This window comes from Pseudomonas umsongensis (assembly GCF_002236105.1).
GTDB classification, from domain to species: domain Bacteria; phylum Pseudomonadota; class Gammaproteobacteria; order Pseudomonadales; family Pseudomonadaceae; genus Aquipseudomonas; species Aquipseudomonas umsongensis.
Genome location: NZ_NIWU01000002.1, coordinates 895200 through 918738, shown reverse-complemented (window position 1 = coordinate 918738; position 23539 = coordinate 895200). Strand labels below are relative to the sequence as shown.

The window sequence follows — 23539 nt, the reverse complement described above, 5'->3', positions numbered from 1 at the left end:
ATCAAAAGATCGCAGCCTGCGGCAGCTCCTACATTTGGAATGCGATTCCTGTAGGAGCTGCCGCAGGCTGCGATCTTTTCAATCTTCAATCTTCAAGCTCGCGGCGTTCGGCTTCGATGGCTTCGGCCAGGGCCAATGCTTCGGCTTCCTCGTCGCTAAGCTCGGGTTTCGGCTGTTCCAGGGCGGCGACGGCAGCCAGCAGTTTTTCACGGGCCTCGGCAACGCCGAGGATGTCGTCTTCCTGCTCGGGCTCAGCTTCAGCCCGAAGATCCACCGGCTCCGGCTCGATGTCGATCGCCTCTGGATCAGTCTGCGGCGCATCACCATCACGCAACAAATCATCGAAGTCGGTCTTGATCCCCTCCTCCATGCTGTCCAGTTCCAGCAACAGCGTATGAAAACTGGTCTCTTCCTTGGGTTCTTCCGGTTCGGCGCTGGCATCGGCCAGCTCCTGCAGCCCGGCGGGTACTGGCGCGTCGTCGAAATCGAGCACCGGATCAGGCTCCAATTCGCGCACCTCGGCCAGCGGCGGCAGGTCATCGAGGTTTTTCAGGTTGAAGTGATCGAGGAACGCCTTGGTGGTGGCGAACATCGCCGGCTTGCCCGGTACGTCGCGGTAACCGACGATGCGGATCCACTCACGTTCCATCAGGGTCTTGACGATCTGGCTGTTGACCGCCACGCCCCGCACATCCTCGATTTCGCCCCGCGTGATCGGCTGGCGATAGGCGATCAAGGCAATGGTTTCGAGCATGGCCCGCGAGTAACGCTGCGGCCGCTCTTCCCACAAACGCCCGACCCACGGCGAAAACTTCTCACGGATTTGCAGGCGATAGCCGGACGCAACTTCCTTCAACTCGTACGCGCGGCCATCGCACGACTTGCCCAGAATAGTCAGCGCTTTCTTGAATACCGCCGGTTCCGGGCGCTCGGCCTCTTCGAAGAGCTCGAACAGGCGCTCCAACGATTGCGGTTTTCCGGAGGCCAACAGAAAGGCTTCGAGCAGTGGCGCCAGCTCGCGGGGTTCACTCAGGTTCATGATTGGACTCGTTATTCGGCTCGTGCTCGGACGTGGATCGCGGCGAACGGCTCATTCTGCACCAGCTCGACCAAGGATTCCTTGACCAGTTCGAGGATCGCCATGAAGGTCACGACAACCCCCAGGCGCCCTTCCTCGGCGGTGAAAAGCTCGACAAACGGCACAAAACCGCCGCCCTTCAGCCGTTCCAGCACATCGCTCATGCGTTCGCGGGTGGACAGCGCCTCGCGGCTGACCTGATGGCTTTCGAACATGTCGCCCCGGCGCAGCACCTCGGCCATGGACAGCAGCAACTCTGACAAACGCACATCCGGCAACAGTTTGCGCGCCCGCGCCTCCGGGGCATCGAGCTTGGGCACGACCACGTCGCGACCGACCCGGCTTAAGCCGTCGATACCTTCGGCGGCGGCCTTGAAACGCTCGTATTCCTGCAAGCGGCGGATCAGTTCGGCGCGCGGGTCTTCTTCCTCGTCTTCGACGGTTTCAGCCCGTGGCAGCAGCATCCGCGACTTGATCTCGGCCAGCATCGCGGCCATCACCAGGTATTCGGCCGCCAGTTCCAGGCGCACCGACTGCATCAACTCGACATATCCCATGTACTGCCGGGTGATTTCCGCCACCGGAATATCGAGGATATTGATGTTCTGTTTGCGGATCAGGTACAGCAGCAGGTCGAGCGGGCCTTCGAAGGCTTCGAGAAAGACTTCCAGCGCATCCGGCGGAATGTACAGGTCCAGCGGCATTTCCATGACCGCCTGGCCATAGACCATGGCGAAGGGCAGCTCTTGCTGGGCGCCGGCCTGGCTGTCGACGGGTTCCACTGCGGACATCTAGGCCTCGACCATGAACGGCGCAGGGTCACCGCAACCGACACGGATCACTTCCGGTTCGCCATCGGCGAGGTTGATCACGGTGGACGCCTTGATCCCGCCGAAGCCGCCATCGATGATCAGGTCCACCTGATGCTCGAGCAACTGGCGCATTTCGTAGGGATCGGTCATCGGGTCATCATCGCCCGGCATGATCAACGTCACGCTCATCAGCGGTTCGCCCAGCTCTTCCAGCAGCGCCAGGGCAATGGGATGGCTCGGCACCCGCAGGCCGATGGTGCGCTTCTTCGGATGCAACAGCAGTCGCGGGACTTCGCGGGTGGCATTGAGGATGAAGGTGTAGGGCCCCGGAAGATGGGCCTTGAGAATGCGGAAAGTGCCCGTATCGATCTTGGCGAACAGACCCAGTTGCGACAGATCGCTGCAGATCAACGCAAAGTTGTGTTTTTCGTCGAGCTGACGCAGGCGGCGAACGCGCTCCACGGCGACCTTGTCGCCGATCTGGCAACCGATTGCGTAGGAGGAGTCCGTGGGATAAATCACCACCCCGCCCTTGCGGATGATCTCGACAGCCTGCTTGATCAGGCGCGCTTGCGGGTTTTCCGGATGAATCTGGAAAAATTGACTCACATTCTCTACCTGTTCAGACGGCGGCAATAATTGGGTCATGTTTGAATCGACACCACAGTGGTGGCAGATCCTCCGGGAGCGGGCGGTATTCACCGATCTCGGACCAGCCTCCAGGGCCATGAAAATCACTGCCGGCGCTGACCAGCAGACCGAACTCGCGGGCCAGGATCGCGAGGCTGCCCACTTGTTCGGCAGGCTGATAGCCATTGACCACCTCGATTGCGTGGCCCCCTGCTTGAATATAGTCGGCAATCAGGCGGCGACGCTTGCTGCGAGTGAATTCGTAATGCCAGGGATGGGCCAGGCTGACCCAGGCCTTGGCCGCGCGCAGGGTCTCGACGGTTTCGTCCAGGGTCGGCCAATGCTGCTTGACGTCTCCCAGCTTGCCGGCGCCCAGCCATTTGCGGAACGCTTCGGCGCGATCCTTGACGAAACCTTCGCGCACCATCCAGTCGGCGAAGTGCGGGCGGGCCGGTGCGTTACCGCTATCTCCCAAGGCCTGCTGGACTTCCCTTGCGCCGTCCAGCGCACCCGGCATGCCCTTGAGCGCCAGTTTGCGGCTGATTTCCTCGGAGCGTAGCCAGCGCCCATCGCGCAACCTGGCAATCGCCTCGACCAACGGCGCGGCATCGACGTCGAAGCCGTAGCCCAGAACGTGAATGGTCGCGCCGCCCCAGGTGCAGGACAACTCGACGCCGTTGACCAGTTGCATCCCCAGCGCATTCGCAGCGTGACGGGCCTCGTCGAGGCCTTCAAGGGTGTCGTGATCGGTCAAGGCCAGGACTCGCACGCCTTTCTCGAATGCACGCGCAACCAGAACCGCAGGCGCCAGGGCGCCATCGGAGGCCGTGCTATGGCAGTGCAAATCAACATTCACAGGGCTTTGTAACCTCAAATCAGCTGGCGCTATCGCGCGCCCATATGTTTGTTATTATGCCGCCACATCCTGCTTCTGGCTGCCACTGTGAAACAATTCATCGATTTCATCCCGCTCCTGCTGTTTTTCATCGTCTTCAAAATCGATCCACGGGTCGTCGACATTGCCGGCCACGAGGTCACTGTAGGCGGTATCTACAGTGCCACCGCGATGCTGATCATCAGCTCCCTGGTGGTCTACGGCACGCTGTTCATCAAGCAGCGCAAGCTGGAGAAGAGCCAGTGGCTGACCCTCATCGCCTGCCTGGTCTTCGGCAGCCTGACCCTGGCCTTCCACAGCGAGACCTTCCTGAAATGGAAAGCCCCGGTGGTCAACTGGCTGTTCGCCCTGGCTTTCATCGGCAGCCACTTCATCGGTGACGAACTGCTGATCAAACGCATCATGGGCCATGCGCTGACCCTGCCTGAGCCGGTCTGGATGCGCCTGAACATCGCCTGGATCGCGTTCTTCCTGTTTTGCGGCGCCGCCAACCTGTTCGTCGCGTTCACCTTCCAGAGCTACTGGGTCGACTTCAAGGTCTTCGGCAGCCTGGGCATGACTTTGCTGTTCCTGGTCGGCCAGGGCATCTACCTGTCCCGCCACCTGCACGACGCCGATACCACAACGCCGAAAACCGAGGACTGACATGCTTTACGCAATCATTGCCACAGACGTCGCCAACTCCCTGGAAGCCCGCCTGGCCGCACGGCCTGCACACCTCGAGCGCCTGCAAGCGCTCAAGGGCGAAGGTCGCATCGTATTGGCCGGCCCGCATCCGGCGGTCGACAGCAATGATCCGGGGGCAGCGGGTTTCACCGGCAGCCTGATCGTCGCCGAATTCGACTCCCTGAGCGCCGCACAGGCCTGGGCCGACGCCGATCCGTACATCGCCGCAGGCGTCTACGCCAACGTTCTGGTCAAACCTTTCAAGCAAGTCCTCCCGTAAGCTCCCTCTGCGCGGTGAACCTTCTCGGTTCATCGCGTTCTCAATCGCTCATTAATCTCGTTTGCCTGCCGACAAACTCCCCAATATCCGTATTGGAATCAGGAGTCGCGATGCGCAAGGGTCCGTTGTGTCTGATGTTGGTCACGTTGTCGATCGTGGCGCCCGCCCACGGGGAAGAAGCCGCCGAGGGCGCGAACTCCACGCCGCTGTCCTTGAGCGCTGGTAGCCAGATCAACGAACTGCAGCAACGCTTGAAGGAAAGCGAGCGGCAACGAGAAGAACTGAGCAAACAATTGAACAATGCCGATGGCGAGCGCGAAAGCGTCCAGCTGGCCCGATTGCGCCAGGAGAATCAGCGACTCAAGCTGCAACTTCGGGAAGTACAGGCCGGCAGTTCGATCCCGCGCTTGTTGACCGATCAGCAACAGTGGTTCGTCATTGGCGCCGGGGTGGCGCTATTCGCCCTGCTCTGCGGTATCTTCGCCAGTGGTGCGAGGCGAAAACGTCGACAATGGCTAAATTGAGTGATCCATGAGCGAGTTGTTATTAATTGATGATGACCAGGAACTGTGCGAGCTCCTGGGCAGCTGGCTGAGCCAGGAAGGGTTTCAGGTGCGCGCCTGTCATGACGGCCAGAGCGCGCGCCGCGCGTTGGCCGAAACGTCCCCGGCGGCCGTGGTACTGGACGTGATGTTGCCGGACGGCAGCGGCCTGGAACTGCTCAAGCAACTGCGCAGCGATCACCCCGACTTGCCGGTGCTGATGCTTTCAGCCCGCGGCGAACCCCTGGACCGCATCCTCGGCCTGGAACTCGGCGCCGACGACTACCTGGCCAAACCCTGCGACCCGCGGGAACTGACAGCCCGCCTGCGCGCCGTGTTGCGTCGCAGCCATCCGGCGGCAGTGTCCAGCCAGATGGAGCTGGGCGACCTGTGTTTCAGCCCGGTGCGTGGCGTGGTCAGCATCGATGAACAGGAATTCACCCTTACCGTTTCCGAGAGCCGCCTGCTCGAAGCCCTGCTCAAGCAGCCCGGCGAGCCGCTGGATAAGCAGGAACTGGCGCAAATCGCCCTCGGCCGCAAGCTGACCCTGTACGACCGCAGCCTCGACATGCACGTCAGTAATCTGCGCAAGAAGATCGGCCCGCATCCTGATGGCCGCCCGCGCATCGTGGCTTTGCGTAGCCGTGGTTACTACTACAGCCTCTGAATAGAACGCGATCCCTGTAGGAGCTGCCGCAGGCTGCGATCTTTTGATCTTAAAAAGCAAAATCAAAAGATCGCAGCCTGCGGCAGCTCCTACAGGGTTTGTCTTTGTCAGGTCGTCGGCAATCGGTCTTTACCCAAGCTTTACGTATCGCTGACCGCTGCTGACCTTGATCTGCGTAATCTGTACTCATCCGGAACGTACCGGGAATGAGACAAGGAGATTCACCATGCGCAAGACTCTTATCGCTCTGATGTTCGCCGCCGCCCTCCCGACCGTTGCCATGGCCATGCCCGAAGGCGCAGGCCCGATGGGTGGCGAGATGGACGGTTCGCACCACGGTGGGCAGATGCACGGCATGCATGGCATGCACGGCAAAGGCCCGTACAGCCAACTGGACCTGAGCCGCGAGCAGCGCGAGCAGATCCGCAAGATCATGGGCGAGCAGATGCATGAGCGTAAGCAAGTGGTCGACAAGTACCTGGAAAAACTCTCGCCAGCCGACCAGAAAGCCATGAAAGATGAAATGGCCGCCAACCACAAGAAAGCCGAAGCCGACGTGCGTGCGTTGCTGAAACCGGATCAACAGAAGAAATTCGACGAGATCCAGAAGAAACAGGCTGAACGTCGCGCCGAATGGGCCGAGTTCAAGGCGTGGAAAGCGCAACAGGCACAAAAAGCGCAATAATGCGCTAACCCCTAGGCCCAACAGCTGAACTGTGGGAGCGAGCCTGCTCGCGATGGACTTCAACGATAATGCGGGGCATCAGGTAGCCCGTGTTGTCCTTGAGTTTTTCGCGAGCATGCTCGCTCCTACAGGTGATTTTGTGTTTGCTTGAGGAATTTCCGTGCGCTCATTGTTCTGGCGGATCCTGGCCAGCTTCTGGCTGGCCATCGCCCTCGTTGCAGGGCTCTCCATTCTGCTCGGGCACATGCTCAACCAGGATGCGTGGATACTCAGTCGCCACCCAGGTCTCAATACACTGGCTGAGCAATGGACGCAGACTTACGAATCCCAAGGCGAAGACGCGGCGCAGGATCTTCTGCAGAAGCGCAAGCGCCAGTATCACATCGATGTCCAGGTCCTCAACGAAAGCGGCGACCCGGTAGTACGCGGCACCTTCCCGCGACGGGCCGCTGCGTTTGAAGCGCGGCAGAACAACGATGACCGTCGCTTGCCATGGCGTCGCCTGACGGATGAATACACCAGCGACAAAAGCGGTGACACCTATCTGTTCATCTACCGGATTCCACATCCAGAACTCGACGCCTGGCACCGCGAAAGCCTGCTCTGGCCGTTGAGTGCACTGGGGATCGCATTAGTGGTGCTGACCCTGTTCAGCCTGTTGGTCACCTTATCCATCACTCGCCCTCTCAGCCGCTTGCGCGGTGCGGTGCATGACCTGGGACAAACCACCTATCAACAGAACAGCCTGGTCAAACTGGCCAACCGCCGCGATGAATTCGGCGTGCTGGCCAACGACTTCAATCGCATGGGTGCGCGCCTGCAAAGCCTGATCGGCAGTCAACGCCAGCTGCTGCGCGATGTGTCACACGAACTGCGTTCGCCCCTCGCTCGCCTGCGCATTGCGCTGGCTCTGGCCGAGCGAGCCACGCCGCAGGAACGAGAGAAACTCTGGCCGCGCCTGACCCGCGAATGCGACCGCCTCGAAGCGTTGATCAGCGAAATCCTCGTGCTGGCACGGGTTGACGCCGATAACGCCAGTGCCGAAGAGGTGGATCTCAACGCCCTGCTCAATACGTTGCAAAAGGATGCACAACTGGGTTCACCCGATCAGCTCGTGCACCTTGAAGCCGAGTCGCAACTGACCCTCAAGGGTTGGCCGACGATGATCGAGCGAGCCGTGGACAATCTGTTGCGCAACGCCCAGCGCTTCAACCCGGCGGGCGGCCTGCCGATTGAAATGCAGGCGCTGCGGAAAGGAGAACGGATTGTAGTGACCGTGCGCGACCATGGGCCGGGGGCGGACGAGGAACATTTGAGACAGCTGGGTGAGCCGTTCTATCGTGCGCCCGGACAGTCGGCGCCCGGGCATGGCCTGGGCCTGGCGATTGCGCGCCGTGCGGCGGAACGGCATGGCGGAAGCCTGGTGCTGGCCAATCACCCTGAGGGCGGGTTTATAGCCAGCCTGGAATTGCCACTGGTGCCGGGGGCTGTCGCCTAAGTAATCATTCCCACGCTCCGCGTGGGAATGATCTTTATGCGGCTGGCCAGGCGCTGACGAACTTGGCCAGGTCAACCTTCTCCGCTACCCGCGGCTCTTTTTGCGGCGTGCCAAGGTACAGGAAGGCAATCACCTCTTCGTCTTCGGCCAGGCCCAAGCCCTTGGCCACATGCGGCGAATAGGCCAGGTCACCGGTACGCCAGACCGCACCAATGCCTTGCGCATAGGCCGCCAGCAAGATCCCGTGGGCTGCACAACCCGCCGCCAGCCGTTGCTCGGACTTCGGATACTTGACGTGATCCTGCACCCGCGCGATCACGACCACCACCAAGGGCGCCCGCAGTGGTCCGTTACGCGCCTTGTCGATGGCCGCTTCGGTCACTTCAGCGTCCTGCAACTTTGCCGCCTCGGCCAGCAACTCGCCCATTTGCTCGCGCGCCGCACCTTCGACAGTCAGGAAACGCCAAGGCTGCAAATGACCGTGGTCCGGGGCACGCATGGCCGCGGCAAACAGCACTTCACGTTGCGCCTGGGTGGGGGCCGGTTCGATCAGGCGCGGGACGGAAACACGGTTGAGCAAAACGTCGAGAGCCTGCATCGGCCACCTCCAGAAAAAATTGTGCGGCTATTCTAGCTGTAACTACTGAGGCAGTGCGGTTTACATGCCCTGCCCCGCAGGTAGAATGGCGCCTTCCTTACTTCAGCCGAGCGGATTTCATGGCGTTGCCGACCTTACGTCTCATTGGTTTCATCATCGGCATCTTCCTGATAACCCTGGCCATCGCCATGGTCGTACCCATGGGTACGCTGGTGATCTTCGATCGCACCGGCGACCTGCCGTCGTTCCTCTGGGCCAGCATGATCACCTTTGTCGCCGGCCTCGCCCTGGTCATTCCCGGGCGCCCCGAGCATGTTCATCTGCGACCACGGGACATGTACCTGCTAACTGTCAGCAGTTGGCTGGTGGTGTGTATCTTCGCCGCGCTGCCCTTCCTGCTGACCCAGCACATCAGCTACACCGATTCGTTCTTCGAAAGCATGTCCGGGATCACCGCCACCGGTGCGACGGTGCTCAACCACCTGGACGACATGTCCCCCGGGATCCTGATGTGGCGCTCGCTGCTGCACTGGATCGGCGGCATCGGGTTTATCGGCATGGCGGTGGCGATCCTGCCGCTGCTGCGCATCGGTGGCATGCGGCTGTTCCAGACTGAATCCTCGGACCGCTCCGAGAAAGTCATGCCCCGCTCACACATGGTGGCGCGCCTTATCGTCGCGGCCTATGTCGGCATCACCATTTTGGGCAGCCTGGCGTTCTGGTGGGCCGGAATGAGTCCGTTCGACGCGATCAACCATGCGATGTCGGCGATTTCCACGGGCGGTTTTTCCACCTCGGACCAATCCCTGGCCAAGTGGACGCAGCCGGCGGTGCATTGGGTAGCCATCGTCATCATGATTCTCGGCAGCCTGCCGTTCACCCTGTATGTGGCGACCCTGCGCGGTAACCGCCGGGCGCTGATCAAGGATCAACAGGTCCAGGGCTTGCTCGGGATGCTGCTGGTGACCTGGCTGGTGCTCGGCACCTGGTACTGGTGGACTACCCAGCTGCATTGGCTCGAAGCGCTGCGGCATGTGGCGCTGAACGTGACGTCGGTGGTCACCACCACCGGCTTCGCGCTGGGGGATTACAGCCTGTGGGGAAATTTCTCGCTGATGCTGTTCTTCTATCTGGGTTTTGTTGGCGGCTGCTCCGGCTCAACCGCTGGCGGGATCAAGATTTTCCGCTTCCAGGTCGCCTATATCCTGCTCAAGGCCAACCTTAACCAACTGATTCACCCGCGGGCGGTGATCAAGCAGAAGTACAACGGTCACCGCCTCGATGAAGAGATCGTACGTTCGATCCTGACCTTTTCGTTCTTCTTCGCGATCACCATCTGCGTGATCGCGCTACTGCTGTCACTGCTCGGGGTGGACTGGATGACCGCCCTGACCGGTGCCGCCAGCACCGTGTCCGGCGTCGGCCCTGGGCTGGGCGAGACCATCGGTCCGGCCGGCAACTTCGCCTCGCTGCCGGACGCCGCCAAATGGATTCTCTCGTTCGGCATGCTCCTGGGCCGACTGGAGATCATTACGGTGTTTGTGCTGTGTATTCCGGCGTTCTGGCGTCACTGACCGGCAGCGGCGTTCCCGTCAATCGCGCCCGGTACTCGCCGGGCGTGGTGTCAAACCAGCGGCGGAACGCGCGGAAGAAATTGCTCGGATCAGCGAACCCCAGCAGGTAGGCAATTTCCAGCAGGGTCATGGTCGGTTGCGCCAGATACTGTTCGGCCAGCTCACGGCGGGTGTCGTCGAGCAACGTCTGGAAACTCGTGCCCTCCTCCTGCAGACGCCGTTGCAGGGTGCGTTGCGACAGGTGCAACGTCTGCGCGACCGCATCGCGCTTGGGTTCGCCCTGGGGCAGCAATCGGCACAAAACCTGCCGCGCCTTGTGCGTGACTCGACTCTCGGAAAATCGCGCCAGGTATTCGCCGGCGAAGCGGTCATGCAACAACGCCATGGCTTCGTTGGCCGTCGGCAGCGGCGCCTCCATGTCCGCCCGTTCGAAAATCAGCGCATCGTAGGGTGCGTTGAATACCAGTGGCGCGTGGAAGGCTTGTTTGTAGGGTTCGAGATTGAGCGGTTCAGCGCCTTGCACCAGGACCTTGCGCGGATGCAGCGTGCGCCCGGTCAGCCAGCCACACAGCGCCAGGGCGCAAGCCAGCGAGGCTTCGGCGCTTTGCCGGGTAGGCGGCAAATGGTCGCCATGCACCGTCAGAATAAGCGCATAGCCCTCATCCAGCAGGCGAAAACTCAGGTCGGCGCTTTCGGCGATGATCCGCTGGTAGCGCACCAGCCGCTTGAACCCTTCGGCCAGGGTCTGGCTGGACATCAAGGCATAGCCCGTCACATGAAACTGTGCAGGCCGCACCACCTTGCCCATGTTCAGGCCAATCGCCGGGTTACCGGACAGTTCAACCGCCCGTTGCCACAGTCGTGTCATGGAATCTTGCGGGAAGCGTGCATCCGGATCATCGAGTGCCGCGTAGTCGAGCCCCAGCTGCTTGAACAGAACCCGGCAATCCAGGCCGTCCATTTCCAGTGCTTTGACAATCCCCATCGCCCAGCTTGCAGAAGTCGTTCGTTCGCTCATGGCGTTTACTGTCTTGGTGAGCCGTCTGTCGCGGCAAGTTTTCCGAAGGATACTAAAGTGGCGCCTATTGTCACTGGCTGGCGCCAATGATCACTCTAGACTCAAATAAGCTACCCGCCGAACAACTTGCGGCCAGAACAATGACCACAGAGATCGCAGTCGTGGAAAACATCAAGCGTTTCAACAGTTTCGCTGAGTTTTACCCGTATTACCTCAGCGAACACAGCAACAGCACCTGCCGACGATTGCACTTCATCGGCACGACGTTGGTGATTTTCATTCTGGCGCTGACCATCGGTCGTGGCGCCTGGATGCTGTTGTGGGTTTTGCCGCTGGCAGGTTACAGCTTCGCCTGGGTTGGGCATTTCTTCTTCGAGAAGAATCGTCCTGCGACCTTCCAGCACCCTTTCTACAGCCTGCTCGGCGATTTCGTCATGTATCGCGACATGATTCTGGGACGTGTGCCGTTCTAGATCACCAGAGGATTGCCGATGAATGCCAATGCCCGTTTTACTCACATGAAGGATGGTACGCAGGAAGACTGGGCGATCATCGCCGCGGACTTCAGCGCCTATGCTCGTCAGTTGCCAATACGGATCGTCGCGCACCTGAAGTTGCTGGAAGGTGACTTCGGCGGTTTCCCCGTGGACCGCCTGACCCACTCGCTGCAAACCGCCACCCGTGCCTGGCGCGATGGACGCGACGAAGAATACGTGGTCTGCGCCCTGCTCCACGATATCGGCGACACCCTGGGTTCCTATAACCACCCGGACATCGCCGCCGCGATCCTCAAGCCTTTCGTCAGCCCTGAAAACCTGTGGATGGTGGAGAAACACGGGATTTTCCAGGGCTACTACTTCTTCCATCACCTGGGCATGGATCGGCACCTGCGCGAGCAATTTTGCGACCATCCGCAGTATCAGGCGACCATCGAGTTCTGTGCCAAGTACGATGCGGCGGCGTTTGATCCAGCGTATGACACGCTGCCGCTGAGTTTCTTCGAGCCTATGATGGAGCGCTTGTTTGCCCAGCCGAAGAATTCGATCTACAAGGCGGCGATGGAAGAGTATTCACCAGCCTGACAGATCTGCAGTGCCCGTGCCGGCCTCTTCGCGAGCAGGCTCGCTCCCACAGTTTGATCGCACGTTACTGAAGGAATTCGGTCACCTGTGGGAGCGAGCCTGCTCGCGAAGAGGCCAGTCCAGACGCCAAAACTCTTAGGCCAGTTCCGCCACCTTCGCCGCCTTCACCTGCGCCTCCCGCGCCTGCGCATCGGCCAACCGATACAATTCGATCGTGCCATCCCAATGTTCGATCAACGCGGTGCACGACTCCACCCAATCACCACAATTGAGGTAATCCACCTCGCCGACCTTGCGGATCTCGGCATGGTGAATATGCCCGCACACCACCCCATGCAGCTCGCGCTTGACGCACTCATGGGCAATGGCCTCTTCAAAATCACTGATGAAGCTGACCGCGGTCTTGACCTTGTGCTTGAGGTACGCCGACAGCGACCAGTAACCGTAGCCATATCGGGCGCGCCAATGGTTGAGCCAGCGGTTGAGGGTCAGGGTGAATTCGTACGCTGAGTCGCCAAGAAACGCCAGCCAGCGGTGATAGCGAGTGATCACGTCAAACTGATCGCCGTGGATCACCAGCAGGTGCCGGCCATCGGCGGTCACGTGCACCGCTTCGTCCACCAACTGGATATTGCCCAGGATCAGTTTCGAATAACGGCGCAGGAATTCGTCGTGGTTGCCGGTGACGTAGATGACCTCGGTGCCGCGCTTGCTCATGGTCAACAGGCGCCGGATCACATTGGTGTGCGCCTGGGGCCAGTACATGCCGCCGCGCAGTTTCCAGCCGTCGATGATATCGCCGACCAGGTAGATCTTGTCTGCGTGATAGCCCTTGAGAAACTGCGACAGGTGCTCGGCCTGACAATCGCGCGTGCCCAGGTGCACGTCGGAAATCCACAAGGTGCGCACACGTTGCTTACGACTGGGTTTGGCGAGCTCGGCGCTGGTCATGGGCGACCCTCAGGACAAGTTTTGGCAAGCTTGAACCGGTCGGGTTAATGACCCATGACAATGGCAAGTCAGTCCTGTGACAGCGCGCGCAAGCCGTGTCGGTGTAGACTGGGCCCTGACTCATCAACCCTGCAATGAGAGCCTGTAACGAAAGCTTGTAACGAGAACCGCGATGAGACCGATCCTTACCCTGCGCCATTACACCCATGACCTGATCGTCCACAGCCACGAGCACGCGCAATTGGTGTTCGGGCTGTCGGGTGCGCTGGATTTCGAGGTCGACGGGCGTGGCAGCCAGGTGGTCCAGCAAAGCTTCGTGGTGATTCCCTCCGGTTTTCACCATGCCTGCGGCAGCCCCAATGGCAGTCGATGCCTGGTCCTGGACGTGCCCGGCGATCAATGGCTTGGCCAATCCCTGGGCGATCATGCCGATGCCAGTCGGCGCCTGCTCGACAACGCCGGTCGCTTGTCGCTGGATGCGGGACAGAGCCAACTGGTCGAATGGCTGGCCAACAGTCAGGTCGATGACCCGGTGATCGCTCAACAGGGCGCGGTGCTATTACTGGCCAGCCTCAACAACACCAGGCCGGACCCGGTTGGTGGCCGGCGCCTACCCTACGCCGCGTTGAATGCGCACATTGACCAATACGCCGCCTACCCGCTGCAAGTCGCCGACTTGGCCCGCGTAGCCGGTCTTTCCAGCGCGCGTTTGCATGCGCGGTTCGTGGCCGAATGCGGGCAGACGCCGATGGAATACATCCGCAGCCGACGCTTGCACAAGGCCATGAGCTTGCTGCGCCATTCGGCGCTGCCTATTGGCGAGATTGCCTGTCGGGTCGGCTACAGCTCCCAAAGCGCCTTTGCCGCTGCAGTGCTGCGCGAGTTCGGCGCATCGCCCGGTAAGCTGCGGCGCGAGGCTGGCGACAAATAACGCGAGTCTGGCGACAGACACAGCGCCAGCGGGCGCGGTTAAATGACCGTGCTCACTTCCTCAAGGATTGCCATGACTCCCCGTACCGCCCTGGGCGCCCTGCATATCGGCGCATTGATGTTCGGCTTGACCGGCGTGTTCGGCAAACTTGCCGTCGCCTCTGCGTCAATCATCGTCTTCGGCCGGGCGGCGTTCGCGGTGCTGGCGCTGGCGTTCTTTGCACGCTTCGCCAGCCAGACCCGCTGGCAGAAACTCGAAGCCGTGGATGTGCGCCGACTGTTGCTCAGCGGTTTGCTGCTGGCCGGGCACTGGGTGAGCTTCTTCGTTTCGGTGAAGATCGCTGGCGTGGCCATCGCCACCCTGGGCTTTGCCAGCTTCCCGGCCTTTACCGTGATCCTTGAAGGGCTGATTTTCCGCGAGCGCATCCGCGCCAATGAAATCCTGCTGGTGGCACTGGTCAGTGTCGGGCTGGTGCTGGTCACGCCTGAGTTCGACTTGGGCAGTGGCGCCACCACCGGCCTGCTCTGGTCGATCGCCTCGGGCCTGCTGTTTTCCCTGTTGTCGCTGACCAACCGCGCCAGCTCCGCGCGCATCCCGCCGGTGCAGGCGGCGTTGTGCCAGAACGTGGTGGTCGGATTGTGCCTGCTACCGGCAGCGGCCCCCCACCTGAGCGAAGTGCGAGCCATCGACTGGCTGTGGATCGGCCTGCTCGGGGTGTTCTGCACCGGCGTTGCCCATAGCCTGTTTGTCGCCAGCCTGGCGGTGATCAAGGCGCGGACCGCTGCGGTGGTCTTCGCCCTTGAGCCGGTTTACGGGATCACCATGGCCTGGCTGTTATTCAATGAAAACCCGACCCTGCGCATGCTGCTTGGCGGCGCATTGATCATCGTCGCGATCATGGTGTCCAGCAGGCTTTCCAGCGGATCAGGCAAGAAAGCCGTTGCTGCGGAGGCGGTGTCTCACTGAGTGGTGCGATCGTTGTGGCCCAGGTCGCGGTCCGGATCGATCTGGTCGCGGACTCGCTGCTTGAGCACCTTGGCCTCGGGGAAACCGCCGTCTGCCTTGCGCTCCCAGAGCTGCACCTGATCACAGAAAATGTGAAAGACCCCGCCCGTGCCGGGCACCAGCGACACCTTGCCCAGGTCATCGCCAAAAGTGCTGAGCAGTTCCTGGGCCAGCCAGGCCGCACGCAAAAGCCACTGGCATTGGGTGCAATAGGTGATGACGATTTCCGGTTTGCTGGTGGTCATGATCGGCGCATTTCCTGAAACGGAGGGGACGACCAAGATAACGGTCGTTATTGCCCGCGAAGAACGATAACGCGGTTTGGCAATTACACCGCAGCGCCTGGTTCGCCAGCAAGCCTGGCTCCTACGGGTTATCTGTTGGTTCGAAGGCTTTCGTCAAGGGAAGCGGGCTCGATGGTCCATTCGATTTCAGGTTCGGGTAACGCAGGCGCTTCGCAGGGCTGGATGTTTTCCATCGGGCCCAAATCCCAATTCGTATCCATCGACAAATCATCCAGATTCAACTGGAACTCCTCGGTGGGTGGCGGCTGCGAGGGTGCTGCCGGGGCCAAGACCGTCGATGTAACGAGCGCGACCGGCGCAAGAGTGCGCGATTGAGGAGAATCCACGCGCACTTCCTGAAATGTCGGCCCAGCGTGCATTTCGGGTGGACTAGCCTGGGGGTGATGTGGTGATGGCTCTGGTGAAACCTGATCCTGCTGTCGTTGACGACGTCCCCATGCAAGCAGCAGCGCCACGGCCAACAGCGTCACAAACCCCAACATCCATAGCCAATTCACCCTTGGTTCCTCAACCACGACCGGCGCTGGCGCCACGGCAACCGGCGCAGCTGGCTCTGTCGGTGCCTGCTCGACCTCGGCCAATCGGGTTTGCAACTCGGCCACCTGCTTTTTCTCAACGGCGATTTGCTCGTCCTTTGCCTGTAGCTTCCCGTTAAGCTCATCGATGGTTGCCTGCATCTGCTGGTTGTGCAGGACTCTGGCGGCCAGTTGTTCAGCCAGGGGATTCGTTTCCGGGGCGGCGACAGGCGTCGCCGGCTGCACACTCGGAAATGCAGAAGCAGAACGATCCGGCGGCGGTTCATCGTCAATCGGCGCAATGTCCGCGGCGCCCGGAGGATCGATGAGCACGGTGTACTCGCGCAACAAGCGGCCATTGGGCTGGTCGAGCTGAACGAGAAAATCCAGGTAGGGTTCCTTCACCGGTTTGCTGGAGCTGACCCGGATCAGGCTGCGATCGCCTCGCAGGATGGGCGTGAATTTCAGGTCGTTGAGGAAAAACACACGCTCGACCCCGGCGCGGCTGAACTCGTCAGCCGTTGCCAGGCGGACCGACAACTCGCCCTCTTCCAGTCCGGCAGCATCCACCAGGGCGATGTCAGCGCGCAGCGGCTGATTCAAGGCCGAATGAAGGGTGATTTCACCCAGGCCCAACGCCGGCACCCAAGCCGAGTACGTGACGGCGGCACTGGCCAGCAACAGCCTGGCACCATACCGTACAACCAACAGCCGACTCTTGAGCATGAACATCCCTTAGGTAACCAAAAACCAATCTGCACGTGTTCGCGCATCCGGTACGAACACGATATTGCCGAGTAGTTCTTATAGTCTGCCCAATGCGCTCACTAAAAAGTCTGACGGGAAGCTTTGTCTCAGGATTTTTCGAGGTTGGCCAGAATGTGCCCATGAACCCGCATGCAGACCTTTACATCGGCCTCATCGACACCCTCGAAGAGTTCATGTCGCAGTTGGGTGGCAATGGTTTCAATTTGTTCGATCAGGGGAAGCGCCGGGGCACACAACACGATTTTTTTCGCCCGACGGTCTTCTACCACCGCCTGACGTTGCACCAGGCCCTGGCCTTCCAGGCTGTCGAGCAACCGAGCCAGGGTCGGTCCCTCGACACCGACGCTTTGCGCCAGCTCACGCTGGGTCGGGGCCTGTTCGAAGCGCGCCAGGTGCAGCAGCACCAGCCAGCGGGCCTGGGACAACCCCAGGCCGGCAAGACGACGGTCAAGCTCGGCACGCCAGCCACGCGACATCTGGGCCAGTTGCATGCCAAAACGGTGTTGATCGGTCAACGGCATAAAACACTCATGATCAGACTGAAATTAGGGAAATACTAATAATTAGTCAGCTAAGCATGAGCCTTGGCTGGAGGCAAGGCTTGTTCTGTACTGAATCGTTACATCAGCGGGACCGGGCGCTCAAAGTTCAAATTCGGACTGCAGGGCGGCGCGAATACAGTACAAAACCCCTTCCGGCACCCGACCGGCAAACAGCGCGGAAATTTCCGACACAGGTGGCAGTTCGCCCTCACCGTCGAGGAACGCATCCTGGACTTCGCCCATCAAGTCCTCCGGTAGATCCAGCGCCTGTTCCAGTGACAGCTGCTGTTTGCCAATGGCTTCGGCGAGCATGGTGTAGACGTTCTTTTCCGAGCATTGCAGCTGCCCGGCGATCTGCAACGGCGTCATGCCGGCACGCGCCAGGGAGATCAGCTCGTGGCGTAGGTCTGCCACCACTTTCGGTGCTTCGGCCTGGCCACCGAGGACTTCGAGGAAAGCCTCGCCATAACGCTCCAGCTTGCGCGCACCGACGCCACTGACACGGGCCATTTGCGCCAGCGAGGTGGGCTGGCTACGCAGCATTTCCAGCAAGGTCGAGTCGGGAAAAATGACGTACGGCGGTACGCCATGTTCTTCGGCCAACTTGCGGCGCAGGGCACGCAGGGCTTCCCACTGTTCGCGCTCTTCGCCCCGGACGAGCTGGCTCGCCTGGCTCTTGCTGCTCTTGGCTGTGGTTTGCGCCTTCAGGTCGCGACGCAGCTCCAGGGTCACTTCGCCTTTGAGCAATGGCCGGCACGTGTCGCTCAGGCGCAGGCCGCCATAGCCTTCCAGATCGATGTCGGCCAGGCCGCGGGCAACCAACTGGCGGAACAACGAACGCCACTCGCCTTCGGCCATCGCCTTGCCGACTCCGTACACCGAGAGGTGCTGATGCCCGAAGTTGCGCACCTTTTCGTTGTCCTTGCCCAGCAAGACATCCACCAGGTGTCCGACACCGTAGCGCTGGCCTGTCCGGTAGATCGCCGACAGCGCCTGGCGGGCGGGCTCTGTGGCGTCCCAGGTTTGCACGCCGTCGACACAGTTGTCGCAATGCCCGCAGGGCTCGGGCATTTCTTCGTCAAAGTAGGCCAGCAATGTCTGGCGACGGCAGCGGGTTTCCTCGCACAGCGACAGCATGGCATCGAGCTTGTGTTGCTCCAGACGCTTGTGGCGTTCGTCGCCTTCGGAGTTCTGCAACATTTGCTTGAGCATCACCACATCTTGCAGGCCGTAGGCCATCCAGGCGTCGGCCGGCAAACCGTCACGGCCGCCGCGTCCGGTTTCCTGGTAATAGGCCTCAAGCGACTTTGGCAAGTCGAGGTGAGCGACAAAGCGCACGTTGGGTTTGTCGATGCCCATGCCAAAGGCCACGGTCGCGACCATGATCAGGCCTTCCTCGTTGAGGAAGCGCTTCTGGTTGTGAGCGCGCAGATCGTTGGGCAGGCCGGCGTGATACGGCAGCGCCGGGAAACCTTGTTCAGTGAGGAACGCGGCCACTTCCTCGACTTTCTTGCGCGACAGGCAATAGACGATGCCGGCATCGCTGCGACGCTCGGCGAGAAACGCCAACAACTGCTTGCGCGGCTGTTCCTTGGGCACGATGCGATAAAAGATGTTCGGCCGGTCGAAGCTCGACAGGAAGCGCTCGGCGTCCTGCAGGTGCAGGCGTGTGACGATCTCTTCGCGGGTCCGCTTGTCGGCGGTGGCGGTCAGGGCGATGCGCGGGACGTCGGGGAACAGTTCCGCCAACTGGCCCAATTGCAGGTATTCCGGTCGAAAGTCATGGCCCCATTGGGACACGCAATGGGCTTCGTCGATGGCGAACAGCGAGATATCCAGCCCTTGCAGGAAGCTCAGCATGCGCGGCTGGACCAGACGCTCGGGTGCGAGGTAGAGCATTTTCACCTCGCCGCGCCGGATCCTTGCCGCCAGGTCACGCTGTTGTTCGGCACTGAGCGTTGAGTTCAATGCCGCAGCGGCCACACCGAGCTCTTCGAGGGTCGCGACCTGATCATCCATCAGCGCGATCAACGGCGAAACCACGACCGCCAGGCCATCGCGCAACAGCGCCGGCACCTGGAAGCACAGGGATTTACCACCCCCGGTAGGCATCAGGACCAGGGCATCGCCGCCACTGGCCACGCGCTCAATGATTGCACCCTGGCGGCCACGGAAACTGTCGTAGCCGAAGATGTCCTTGAGGACGCGCTGAGCCTGTTCGAGCATAAAAACTCCAAAAATCACCGAAACATCCCTGCAAGGCTGGTACAGGACCCGCAACTTTGCACCGACAAATAGTAAGTACAGATTGCATGACCCTGTGTATTCGAGCCGCGAAGCCAGCAGGGCATCACAAAACGCGCGAGTATACCCGACCCCTGTCCGGCAAAGGGCGCCACTGAGAAGAGGGAATCAACATGAGTTCTATGTGGAGCTGCCGCAGGCTGCGATCTTTTGAATTTGTTTTTTTGCAAGCAAGATCAAAAGATCGCAGCCTGCGGCAGCTCCTACGGGAAATGCGGTGTCCATTAGGGTGCAAATATGCCGTGCGGCTGGCCCAAGCGCTCAAGAAGGCCTAGAATTCCCGCATCGAATATTCCCCAAGGTAGCCCTTTAATGTCCTTCGCTGAGCAACTAACCCGCCTGCAAGTCTTCCTCGACGCCGATGAACTGCATGACGAGGCGCTGGACTACGTGGCCGCCCACGGCTACCTCACCGCGCTGTCGATCTGTTCCGAAGTCGTTCCCGATCGTGAATGGATCGATGCCCTCTTCGCTGAAGAGCCGCATTACAGTAGCGAAGCCCAGCGCGAAGAGATCGAAGCCACGCTGATCGGCCTTAAAGCCCACATCGCCCGTCAACTGGCCTCCGATGAAGAGTTCGAGCTGCCGTGCGACCTGGACCTGGGCGAAGACCCGGACGATTCCGACCTGCGCGGCTGGTGCATCGGTTTCATGGAAGGCGTATTCCTGCGCGAAGAAGCCTGGTTCGAAACCGCCGAAGACGAAGTCAGCGAAATGCTGCTGCCGATCATGGTCGGTTCGGGCCTGTTCGACGAGCAACCGGAATTCTCCGACATTGCCGCGGACGCCAACCTGATGGACGACATGATCGTGCAGATCCCGGAAGCCCTGACCGCGCTGTACCTGCTGTGCAACGCACCGGACGAGAAACCGGCGATCCTCAAGCCACGTCACCACTAAGGTTTTGCCTATGGACAACCCCATAGGCAACCGCTCCCTGATGTTGCGCTACGTGCTGCTGGCTATCGGCTGGCTGAGCGTAGCGCTGGGGGTGCTCGGGATTTTCCTGCCGGTGTTGCCCACCACGCCCTTCCTGTTGCTGGCAGCAGCCTGCTTCGCCCGCAGTTCTCCGCGTTTCTATCATTGGCTGGTGGGGCACCCGCGGCTCGGGCCGTGGATCCGTGACTACCTCGAGGGTAACGGCATTCCGCTCAAGGGCAAGGTCTACGCCATCGGCCTGATGTGGACCAGCATCCTGTTCTCCTGCTACCTGGTGCCAATGCCTTGGGCCCGAGGGTTCATGCTGACCAGTGCGGTGTTGGTGACCCTGTACATCCTTCGGCAGAAAACCCTGCGTAAATCCTGACGGCTACTCCCCCGCCCAAGGGTCGACGCCTACCCAACCACCACCTAGACTTCATCTCTCTGCATTCGAGCAGCCAGGCATGCCACGAAGTCCGGGTGGTCCAGAATGGTCAACATTCCGACTTCGGTTTGGCGCATGGCTGTTGCTGGTCAGTTTTCCTTTGGTTGTACCTGGCAGTGCCTGGCCCCGCTGGGATTTCGCGCAGATCGCGCAAACCGCCGAAAAGCGTTATGCCCGCCTGGGACCGACACAGGGACGTATCCAGTCCTGGAGTGAAATGCTGCAAGGCGAACGCAACCTGCCCGAGCAGGAGCAATTGAAGGCGGTGAATCGCTACTTCAACCAGCAGCTGGATTTCCAGGACGATGCTCGCATCTGGCACCAGAATGATTACTGGGCCACGCCGGTCGAGGCGCTGATCAAGGCCGCCGGCGATTGCGAAGACTACGCCCTGGCGAAATATTTCAGCCTGCGCCAGCTGGGCATTCCCAGCGACAAGCTGCGCATTACCTATGTGAAGGCCCTGACCCAAAACCAGGCGCACATGGTGCTGACTTATTACAGCAGCCCCGGCGCCGAACCGCTGGTGCTCGACAACCTGATCGGCGAAATTCGCCCCGCTTCGCAGCGCAAGGACCTGTTGCCGGTGTATGCGTTCAACGCCGAAGGCCTTTACCTGCCCGGCAAGCCTGGTAGCCAGCGCAGCGGCGACTCGAAAAAGTTGTCTCGCTGGCAAGATGTCTTGCAAAAAATGCAAGCCGAAGGATTCGCCGTGGGCGACGGTTAGCCGCCACGCCAAGGAGCGCTTGATGAAACTGCGCAACCAGTTGTTTCTCGCCATCTGCCTGTTCTTGCTGGTGGCCTTCAGCGGCAGTTTTTATGCCAGCCTGGAAAGTTCTCGCGAGCAGACGCTTGGGCAGTTGCGCGCCCACGCCCAGGACGCCGCAACCGCCCTGGGCCTGACCTTGACCACACAAATCGACGACCCGGCCATGATGGAGTTGATGGTCAGTTCGATTTTCGACAGTGGCTATTTCAGCGATATCCGCGTCACCCACCTCGAGAATCGGCAGGTGTTGGTGCAGCGCAGCAACCCTGAACAAATCGATGGCGTGCCTGGCTGGTTCGTCAACCTGGTTGATTTGCGTCCCGAGGGTGGCGATGCACTGATCACCCGGGGCTGGCAACAGGTGGCGCGGGTCGAGGTGTTGAGCAATCCACAATTCGCCCTGGCCAAACTCTGGGACAGCACACTGGGCAGTCTTGTCTGGCTGTTGCTCTGCGGGCTGCTCAGTGCGGTGTTCGGCGGCTGGTTGCTGCGTCGACAATTTCGTCCGCTCGACAGCATGGTCCGCCAGGCCGAAGCCATCAGCAAACGCGAGTTTCTCAGCTTGCCGACGCTACCGCGCACACCGGAATTGAAACGTGTAGTGCTGGCGATGAACCAGATGGTCGAGAAACTCAAGACGTTGTTCGCCGAAGAGGCTGCGCGCAGTGAAAAACTGCTCAACGAATCCTATCAGGACAGCCTGACAGGGCTGGCCAACCGGCGATTGCTCGACGAACAACTGGCCGATCAATTACTGGTCACCGAGCAAAATGGCGACGGTCACCTGCTGATGCTACGGCTAAACGACCTGGCCGGCCTCAATCAACGCCTCGGCGGGCAGCGCACCGATGCGTTGATCCGCGCGGTCGGCGAATTGCTCAAGCGCCTGACTCAAGTTCCGCAACGTCGCACCTGGCTGGCAGCACGCAATCGCGGGGGCGAATTCAGCCTGATGGCACCGGACCTCGATACCGAGGATGCAACACGCCTGGCCGCCGAGATCAGCGCCACCCTGGAGAACCTGCGCCTGACCGGTGAAAGTGATTGCATGCCTGTCGCCCATCTGGGCATCGTCGCCTTCCACCCCGGCGATCCGGCAAGCCACGTACTGCATCAACTGGACCAGGCACTGAACGAAGCCCGGCAGCATCCCGAGCGCCCCTGGGCCGTGTTGGGCCGTAGCGACAGTGCGCCAAAGCTGGCACAACAGCACTGGCATGCCTGGCTCGACGACGCCCTGAACGAAGGTAAACTGCAGTTGTATTTCCAACCGGTGGTGCAATGCGCCGACACCCACCAGGTGCTGCATCACAAAGTCCTCGCACGCCTGCTCGATCCACAGGGCGAAGCGATTGCCGCCGGCCAGTTCTTGCCGTGGATCGAGCGTTTTGGCTGGTCGGCGCGATTCGACCTGGCGATGCTTGAAGCCACCCTCGAATACCTCATCATCAACCGTTTGCCCCTGGCGTTGAGCCTGTCCGGCAGCACCTTGCGCGATCAGGCGCAGGTGCAACTGATCCTCGACATGCTCGAATCCCTGCCGGAACTGGCGCCCTTGCTGACCCTGGAAATCGATGAGCGCCAACTGCCGCCGCCGGACCAGTTGCAACGCTTGAGCCACAGCCTGCTCGACACCGGTTACCGTATCGGGTTGCAGCATTTTGGCGGTCATTTCAGCCAGATTGGCAACCTCACTCAACTGGGATTGGCGTACCTTAAAATCGACGGGGCCTATATCCGTGGCATCGATGAGGAGACCGACAAACAGTTGTTCATCGAGGCGATTTGCCGCACGACCCACAGCATCGACTTACCCTTGATAGCCGAGAGAGTGGAAACCCAAGGCGAGCTGGAAACGATCAAGGCACTGGGGGTACATGGCGTGATGGGGCGTTTGATCGGACAGCCGCTGCCGATGTGATTTGCAAAGGTTCGCACACAGAAAAAACCGCAGCCCCTTGCACAGGGACTGTGGTTTTTTGGGCTTATCCCCTGTAGGAGCGAGCATGCTCGCGATGATCTCAAGTGCACCGCGTGCATCCAGGATCCCCGCGTCAT

26 protein-coding genes are annotated in these 23539 nt (G+C 60.7%); 15 read left to right on the top strand and 11 right to left on the bottom strand.

Going from position 1 to position 23539, the window contains the following annotated elements:
• Nucleotides 1–85: 85 nt before the first annotated feature.
• From scpB to PSUM_RS14575, 4 genes are read right to left on the bottom strand one after another with little or no spacing between them, the layout of a single operon-like run.
• Nucleotides 86–1039, bottom strand: coding sequence for an SMC-Scp complex subunit ScpB (gene scpB, locus PSUM_RS14590; RefSeq protein WP_020795369.1), 954 nt, complete (start codon nt 1037–1039; stop codon nt 86–88).
• Nucleotides 1040–1050: 11 nt separating this feature from the next.
• Nucleotides 1051–1869: a segregation and condensation protein A gene (locus PSUM_RS14585; protein WP_007984128.1), complete on the bottom strand. Its 819-nt coding sequence runs from the start codon at nt 1867–1869 to the stop codon at nt 1051–1053.
• Nucleotides 1870–2499, bottom strand: a complete 630-nt coding sequence (locus PSUM_RS14580; protein ID WP_033041944.1) for an L-threonylcarbamoyladenylate synthase — start codon at nt 2497–2499, stop codon at nt 1870–1872.
• Nucleotides 2500–2512: 13 nt separating this feature from the next.
• Nucleotides 2513–3376 (bottom strand): PHP domain-containing protein, encoded by an 864-nt coding sequence (locus PSUM_RS14575; protein WP_020795371.1) that lies wholly within the window; start codon nt 3374–3376, stop codon nt 2513–2515.
• A gap of 87 nt (nt 3377–3463) precedes the next feature.
• Here PSUM_RS14575 and PSUM_RS14570 point away from each other — a divergent pair, with 87 nt between their 5' ends.
• The 6 genes from PSUM_RS14570 to PSUM_RS14545 all read left to right on the top strand — a co-directional run bounded on the left by PSUM_RS14570 (nt 3464) and on the right by PSUM_RS14545 (nt 7753).
• Nucleotides 3464–4060, top strand: a complete 597-nt coding sequence (locus PSUM_RS14570) for a septation protein A (RefSeq protein WP_083348423.1) — start codon at nt 3464–3466, stop codon at nt 4058–4060.
• 1 nt (nt 4061) lies between these two features.
• Nucleotides 4062–4361 (top strand): YciI family protein, encoded by a 300-nt coding sequence (locus PSUM_RS14565; protein ID WP_008021382.1) that lies wholly within the window; start codon nt 4062–4064, stop codon nt 4359–4361.
• 110 nt (nt 4362–4471) lie between these two features.
• Nucleotides 4472–4885: an SH3 domain-containing protein gene (locus PSUM_RS14560; RefSeq protein ID WP_020795373.1), complete on the top strand. Its 414-nt coding sequence runs from the start codon at nt 4472–4474 to the stop codon at nt 4883–4885.
• Nucleotides 4886–4892: 7 nt separating this feature from the next.
• Complete coding sequence (locus tag PSUM_RS14555) at nt 4893–5570, top strand: response regulator transcription factor (RefSeq protein ID WP_008055526.1); 678 nt, start codon at nt 4893–4895, stop codon at nt 5568–5570.
• A gap of 226 nt (nt 5571–5796) precedes the next feature.
• Entirely contained in the window at nt 5797–6255 is a 459-nt protein-coding gene (locus tag PSUM_RS14550; RefSeq protein WP_020795374.1) for a pilus assembly protein, read from the top strand.
• Between the two features lie 160 nt (nt 6256–6415).
• Nucleotides 6416–7753, top strand: a complete 1338-nt coding sequence (locus PSUM_RS14545; protein WP_020795375.1) for a sensor histidine kinase — start codon at nt 6416–6418, stop codon at nt 7751–7753.
• Nucleotides 7754–7787: 34 nt separating this feature from the next.
• On the opposite strand, the gene PSUM_RS14540 is transcribed toward PSUM_RS14545, so the two are convergent.
• On the bottom strand, nt 7788–8351 hold the full coding sequence (locus PSUM_RS14540; protein ID WP_083348422.1) for an NAD(P)H nitroreductase: 564 nt from the start codon (nt 8349–8351) through the stop codon (nt 7788–7790).
• A 119-nt stretch (nt 8352–8470) separates the two neighbouring features.
• Between PSUM_RS14540 and PSUM_RS14535 the strand changes: the two genes are divergently transcribed.
• A complete protein-coding gene (locus PSUM_RS14535; protein ID WP_083348421.1) occupies nt 8471–9925 on the top strand; it encodes a TrkH family potassium uptake protein in 1455 nt (484 codons plus the stop codon).
• Here PSUM_RS14535 and PSUM_RS14530 read toward each other — a convergent pair.
• Entirely contained in the window at nt 9882–10943 is a 1062-nt protein-coding gene (locus PSUM_RS14530; protein WP_020795378.1) for an AraC family transcriptional regulator, read from the bottom strand. The two genes, PSUM_RS14535 and PSUM_RS14530, sit on opposite strands and share 44 nt — an antisense overlap.
• Before the next feature lie 161 nt (nt 10944–11104).
• On the opposite strand from PSUM_RS14530, the gene PSUM_RS14525 reads away from it, so the two are divergent.
• Together PSUM_RS14525 and PSUM_RS14520 are read left to right on the top strand one after the other, a co-directional pair.
• The gene (locus PSUM_RS14525; protein WP_033043007.1) at nt 11105–11416 is read left to right on the top strand and encodes an Mpo1-like protein; all 312 of its coding nucleotides are present in this window, start codon (nt 11105–11107) and stop codon (nt 11414–11416) included.
• Between the two features lie 18 nt (nt 11417–11434).
• A complete protein-coding gene (locus PSUM_RS14520; RefSeq protein WP_020795380.1) occupies nt 11435–12025 on the top strand; it encodes an HD domain-containing protein in 591 nt (196 codons plus the stop codon).
• A gap of 135 nt (nt 12026–12160) precedes the next feature.
• Here PSUM_RS14520 and PSUM_RS14515 read toward each other — a convergent pair whose 3' ends face one another.
• A complete protein-coding gene (locus PSUM_RS14515) occupies nt 12161–12976 on the bottom strand; it encodes a UDP-2,3-diacylglucosamine diphosphatase (RefSeq protein ID WP_020795381.1) in 816 nt (271 codons plus the stop codon).
• A 172-nt stretch (nt 12977–13148) separates the two neighbouring features.
• Between PSUM_RS14515 and PSUM_RS14510 the strand changes: the two genes are divergently transcribed.
• The gene (locus tag PSUM_RS14510) at nt 13149–13907 is read left to right on the top strand and encodes a helix-turn-helix transcriptional regulator (protein WP_020795382.1); all 759 of its coding nucleotides are present in this window, start codon (nt 13149–13151) and stop codon (nt 13905–13907) included.
• A gap of 72 nt (nt 13908–13979) precedes the next feature.
• On the top strand, nt 13980–14873 hold the full coding sequence (locus PSUM_RS14505; protein WP_020795383.1) for a DMT family transporter: 894 nt from the start codon (nt 13980–13982) through the stop codon (nt 14871–14873).
• Here PSUM_RS14505 and PSUM_RS14500 read toward each other — a convergent pair.
• The 4 genes from PSUM_RS14500 to recQ all read right to left on the bottom strand — a co-directional run bounded on the left by PSUM_RS14500 (nt 14867) and on the right by recQ (nt 19268).
• Complete coding sequence (locus tag PSUM_RS14500; RefSeq protein ID WP_020795384.1) at nt 14867–15157, bottom strand: Rdx family protein; 291 nt, start codon at nt 15155–15157, stop codon at nt 14867–14869. The genes PSUM_RS14505 and PSUM_RS14500 overlap by 7 nt on opposite strands.
• Nucleotides 15158–15285: 128 nt before the next feature.
• On the bottom strand, nt 15286–16458 hold the full coding sequence (locus PSUM_RS14495) for a type IV pilus assembly protein FimV (RefSeq protein ID WP_033045699.1): 1173 nt from the start codon (nt 16456–16458) through the stop codon (nt 15286–15288).
• Between the two features lie 128 nt (nt 16459–16586).
• The gene (locus PSUM_RS14490; protein WP_020795386.1) at nt 16587–17021 is read right to left on the bottom strand and encodes a MarR family transcriptional regulator; all 435 of its coding nucleotides are present in this window, start codon (nt 17019–17021) and stop codon (nt 16587–16589) included.
• 120 nt (nt 17022–17141) lie between these two features.
• Nucleotides 17142–19268 (bottom strand): DNA helicase RecQ, encoded by a 2127-nt coding sequence (gene recQ / locus PSUM_RS14485; protein ID WP_020795387.1) that lies wholly within the window; start codon nt 19266–19268, stop codon nt 17142–17144.
• Nucleotides 19269–19658: 390 nt separating this feature from the next.
• Here recQ and PSUM_RS14480 point away from each other — a divergent pair, with 390 nt between their 5' ends.
• From PSUM_RS14480 to lapD, 4 genes are all read left to right on the top strand, one after another.
• Nucleotides 19659–20246: a UPF0149 family protein gene (locus tag PSUM_RS14480; protein ID WP_020795388.1), complete on the top strand. Its 588-nt coding sequence runs from the start codon at nt 19659–19661 to the stop codon at nt 20244–20246.
• Nucleotides 20247–20256: 10 nt separating this feature from the next.
• Nucleotides 20257–20652 carry a YbaN family protein gene (locus tag PSUM_RS14475; protein ID WP_020795389.1) on the top strand — a complete coding sequence of 132 codons (396 nt, stop codon included), beginning with the start codon at nt 20257–20259 and terminating at the stop codon, nt 20650–20652.
• A gap of 79 nt (nt 20653–20731) precedes the next feature.
• Nucleotides 20732–21439, top strand: coding sequence for a cysteine protease LapG (gene lapG, locus PSUM_RS14470; RefSeq protein WP_083348420.1), 708 nt, complete (start codon nt 20732–20734; stop codon nt 21437–21439).
• Between the two features lie 22 nt (nt 21440–21461).
• Nucleotides 21462–23402 (top strand): cyclic di-GMP receptor LapD, encoded by a 1941-nt coding sequence (gene lapD / locus PSUM_RS14465; protein ID WP_083348419.1) that lies wholly within the window; start codon nt 21462–21464, stop codon nt 23400–23402.
• The last annotated feature ends 137 nt before the right edge of the window (nt 23403–23539 follow it).